Genomic DNA, 3,853 nt, shown 5'->3' on the forward strand with positions numbered 1-3,853 from the left:
GTGTAGGAACGCCGATTTGCTCTAATGCATCTTGCAGAGCAAGCGAGTTCATTACGGTGGCCAGCATGCCCATATAGTCTGCAGTTGCACGGTCAATCCCTTTCGCGCTTCCTGCAATCCCACGCCATATGTTGCCACCGCCGACGACAATTGCCACTTCGATGTTCAGTTCGTGCACTTCCTTCAATTGCTGCGCGATCGAAGAAATCATATCACTGTCAATTCCATAACCTTGTTGACCGGCTAGCGCTTCACCGCTTAACTTCAGCACAACTCGTTTGAACATGGGTCGCTCCAACTTCTTATCCCCCTAACTTCTCCCCACTAAGCCATCGATCCAGCTTACTCGAAGCGATGATTGGTGAGGGGTCACAAATACCTTTTTGTTATGAAACGAGGAACACCACGTGTTCCTCGTTTCCTGCTTATTCGTTAACGCAACCCAGGCGGGTATTGGATTATAAACGAGCTTGTGACATAACTTCTTCAACAAAGTTATCGACTTTTTTCTCCAAGCCTTCACCCAGCTCGAAGCGAACAAAACGACGAATGGTGATAAGCTCCCCGATCGCAGATACTTTCTCGTTCAACAAGATGGAGATCGTCTTATCTGGGTCTTTAATGAAAGATTGTTCCATTAAGCAGAACTCTTCATAGTATTTCCCCAAACGACCTTCAACCATTTTATCAACAATTTTCTCTGGTTTGCCTTCATTTAGTGCTTGATTTCTCAAGATTTCGCGTTCTTTGTCCAGCTCTTCTTGGGAAACTTCTTCACGACGAACGAACTTCGGGTTAGTTGCAGCGATTTGCATAGCGATGTCCCTAACGAATTGACGGAACTGGTCTGTCTTGGCTACGAAGTCCGTCTCGCAGTTCACTTCTACAAGGACGCCTACTCGGCCTCCAGCGTGGATGTAGGATTCTACTACACCTTCAGATGCTACACGACCCGCTTTGTTCGCGGCTGCGGCCAAACCTTTTTCGCGTAGAATCTCAGATGCTTTGGTCAAATCCCCATCTGCTGCTTCCAACGCTTTCTTACAATCCAGCATACCTGCACCGGTTTTATCGCGCAATTCTTTTACTTGAGCTGCTGTAACTGCCATGAAATAATAACCTCCTTGAGATTGAGTCGTACCTCTATTCCTCAAAAAAAGGGCGGCGAGAGGTTAAGTAACCTTCAAACCACCCTGTTCTGCTTGTGGATCATCTGTTCTATTAAGCCGTCGTTGTCTCGCCTTGTTGCGATTCTACGATTGCGTCAGCCATCTTGGCTGTCAGCAATTTCACTGCACGGATCGCATCGTCATTACCAGGAATGACATAATCGATCTCATCAGGGTCGCAGTTCGTATCAACGATACCGACGATTGGGATACCAAGTTTGCGAGCTTCTGCAACCGCAATGCGCTCTTTGCGAGGATCGATAATGAATAATGCGCTAGGCAATTTCTTCATGTGCTTGATCCCGCCGAGGAATTTCTCAAGGCGCTCTTTCTCTTTGCGAAGCAAGATAACTTCTTTCTTCGGCAGCAATTCGAATGTGCCGTCTTCTTCCCACTTCGTCAATTCATGAAGACGATTAACGCGCTTCTGAATCGTGGAGAAGTTAGTCAGCGTACCACCCAACCAACGTTGGTTGATGAAGTACATACCGCAACGTGCAGCTTCTTCGGCAACCGAATCCTGAGCTTGTTTCTTCGTACCGACGAACAGCATGGTGCCGCCCTCTTCAGCAATCGACTTGACAAAGTTGTAAGCTTCCTCAACTTTTTTCACAGTCTTTTGCAGGTCGATAATGTAAATTCCGTTTCTTTCAGTGAAGATGTAACGATCCATTTTCGGGTTCCAACGACGGGTTTGATGTCCGAAGTGTACCCCAGCTTCTAAAAGCTGCTTCATGGAGATTACTGCCATCCTCACGCACCTCCTCTGGTTTGGTTTGAGTTTCCCTCCGCCATTGTCATTTCCCGTCAAGACTATGGATCCAATCGGATCAATTAGCACCCTTGAACAGAATTAAATGGCGTGTGGTTTTTAACACCGTCAATAACTATACCATAACTAAAACGGCCTTGCAACAGCATTCGAACCTTACACACATGGTGAAGGTTCGAGGTTAAGGCAAGGTCGTAATCTTCTTAACCACTTCCGCTACTTCAGGTGAATTCTCGAACGAATAGAAGCCGTAATAGATCCTACTAGTAAGCTTCTGTTCCTGCAACATCGCAATCAGCTTCGTAGGTTCGGATATGATCTGTGCTTGAACGAGTAACGCAGCTACCGCGGTCGCATCGGATCGATCAGGTATCACAACTGTTCGAACGATCTTTTCCTTAGTCGCTTCCTTAGTAACAGGTGACTGGGTTGTTGGAGCTGGAGTTGGTGCAGCTTTTGCTTGACGAGTCTTCTCCTCCTCCGCTGCCATACGCTTAATCTCATCGATTTGTTGCGATGTATAGACTTGTTGATCCTTAGATATGACCGTCATACTAAGTCGCTCGGCTTCCTTCTTCACTTGTTCAACCGTGAAGTCAGTCATGCTCGTCCTATTGGTCTTGCTCTCCATCTCGTCGACTTTCCACATCAATTGAAGCATAATTGCTCCCGCAATCAAACCGCTGCCCAAGCCGATCAAAAACATCTTATTCCTAAGCACGGGCATGGTCCTCCTGTTTGGCTAGCTGGATTATGAGCATAACTTCCCCTTTGTTCATGCCGAGCTTCTTAGCGATATGATCAATGGACTTGCCTTGCTTCTCCAATTGAAACAATTCCGTATAGCGATACCGGATATTCATGCCCTCTACTTTGGCTTCAGGCACTGCTACCGTCTGTTCCGAAGCTGCTGCTGCCTGCGAACCCATCACATTAGCGCTTGCGGCCACAATAGCAGCAAGCTTGGCAGCAGCAGGATCAGGTGTTGCTGCTGTCTGACCGGCCATTGATATGGCAAGTCGTGAATTCGCTTCAGCTTGAAGCAGTCGATCCAGTTGCTTGGATACGTCGTGATTTTGCAGTTCCAGAGCTTCCAGCCTACCCTGCAGCTTAGCCGAATGTTTCTCATGATCATGCTTCATTTCCGAGACGAGTTGAATAAGTTGACGGTTCTCCTCTTCGAGCTCGGCCGTGAACTGTTCCATGGTATCTTCGATTTCTTTGATCGAAGTAGCGGGCTGGGACGGTTGGCGTCCACTCGGCTTAATCAGGGCGAAGACGAGTAATACAGCACCGAGTAAAACAATATAATGCCAAGGTTGCAAGACCATTCACCTTTTCGAAAGATTGTAGTGGGTGTATAAAAAGCTGCAATTACAGCGAGAAGTCGATGTGATGACCTTTGTAAGGATGCTCGACGGGTTCTTCAGCTTGTTTCTTCGAAGACTTACTTCCAGGATAAGTAGCTTTCAACTGCTTCCCCCTTGGATTCCCTGCTTCATCTCTAATTTTCTTTGAAACCGATTCTTCCACCTTCGCCGCTTTCTTCCTTAACTGATCGGCCTGCTGCACCGTACCAGCGGCCAGGGCAGCTTGATCATGAACAGGCTTGTGGGACAGCTGATTCTGAACCATCCCCGCGTCATTCGTGCGTGGGATGGCTAATTGCATCTCTACCGATTTCAAGCTCATACAATCACCTCATCTTGATTTGTATGGCAGACGGCTCAATAAACTGGACAAAGGATGCTAAGTCGATTCAAGAATTAGGCAGCATAGCAATGTCGCCGTCCAAATATTTGAAATATACTCGCGGTGCCGCTTCCTTAACGAATCGCGTATAGCGGCCGATTACGATTTTGGTGCCCCCGTATACAATCGATATGACTTCTACACGAGCTTTGTCTGTGTC

General features: G+C 47.3%; 6 protein-coding genes and 1 pseudogene. All 7 read right to left on the reverse strand.

The window, feature by feature from the left end:
* A partial coding sequence (locus AC1DWB_RS31970) for an amino acid kinase family protein (RefSeq protein ID WP_477545136.1) occupies nucleotides 1-298 on the reverse strand: 298 nt, incomplete at its 3' end.
* Nucleotides 299-458: 160 nt separating this feature from the next.
* Nucleotides 459-1,109: a translation elongation factor Ts gene (tsf, locus tag AC1DWB_RS31975; protein WP_477545137.1), complete on the reverse strand. Its 651-nt coding sequence runs from the start codon at nucleotides 1,107-1,109 to the stop codon at nucleotides 459-461.
* Between the two features lie 112 nt (nucleotides 1,110-1,221).
* A complete protein-coding gene (gene rpsB, locus AC1DWB_RS31980; RefSeq protein ID WP_477545138.1) occupies nucleotides 1,222-1,920 on the reverse strand; it encodes a 30S ribosomal protein S2 in 699 nt (232 codons plus the stop codon).
* A 202-nt stretch (nucleotides 1,921-2,122) separates the two neighbouring features.
* Nucleotides 2,123-2,662: a hypothetical protein gene (locus AC1DWB_RS31985; RefSeq protein WP_477545139.1), complete on the reverse strand. Its 540-nt coding sequence runs from the start codon at nucleotides 2,660-2,662 to the stop codon at nucleotides 2,123-2,125.
* Complete coding sequence (locus AC1DWB_RS31990; protein ID WP_477545140.1) at nucleotides 2,655-3,266, reverse strand: hypothetical protein; 612 nt, start codon at nucleotides 3,264-3,266, stop codon at nucleotides 2,655-2,657. The genes AC1DWB_RS31985 and AC1DWB_RS31990 overlap by 8 nt, the downstream gene beginning before the upstream one ends.
* A 49-nt stretch (nucleotides 3,267-3,315) precedes the next feature.
* Complete coding sequence (locus AC1DWB_RS31995) at nucleotides 3,316-3,633, reverse strand: hypothetical protein (protein WP_477545141.1); 318 nt, start codon at nucleotides 3,631-3,633, stop codon at nucleotides 3,316-3,318.
* Nucleotides 3,634-3,700: 67 nt separating this feature from the next.
* Nucleotides 3,701-3,853, reverse strand: a pseudogene (locus tag AC1DWB_RS32000) (DUF342 domain-containing protein); the annotation flags it as partial.

It is taken from the genome of Paenibacillus sp. P4_E11 (assembly GCF_056401635.1).

Excerpts from the sequence above, each read along its gene's own strand:
- rpsB (WP_477545138.1), bottom strand. The coding sequence starts at position 1,920 with ATGGCAGTAATCTCCATGAAGCAGCTTTTAGAAGCTGGGGTACACTTC.
- tsf (WP_477545137.1), bottom strand. The coding sequence starts at position 1,109 with ATGGCAGTTACAGCAGCTCAAGTAAAAGAATTGCGCGATAAAACCGGT.
- AC1DWB_RS31995 (WP_477545141.1), bottom strand. The coding sequence starts at position 3,633 with ATGAGCTTGAAATCGGTAGAGATGCAATTAGCCATCCCACGCACGAAT.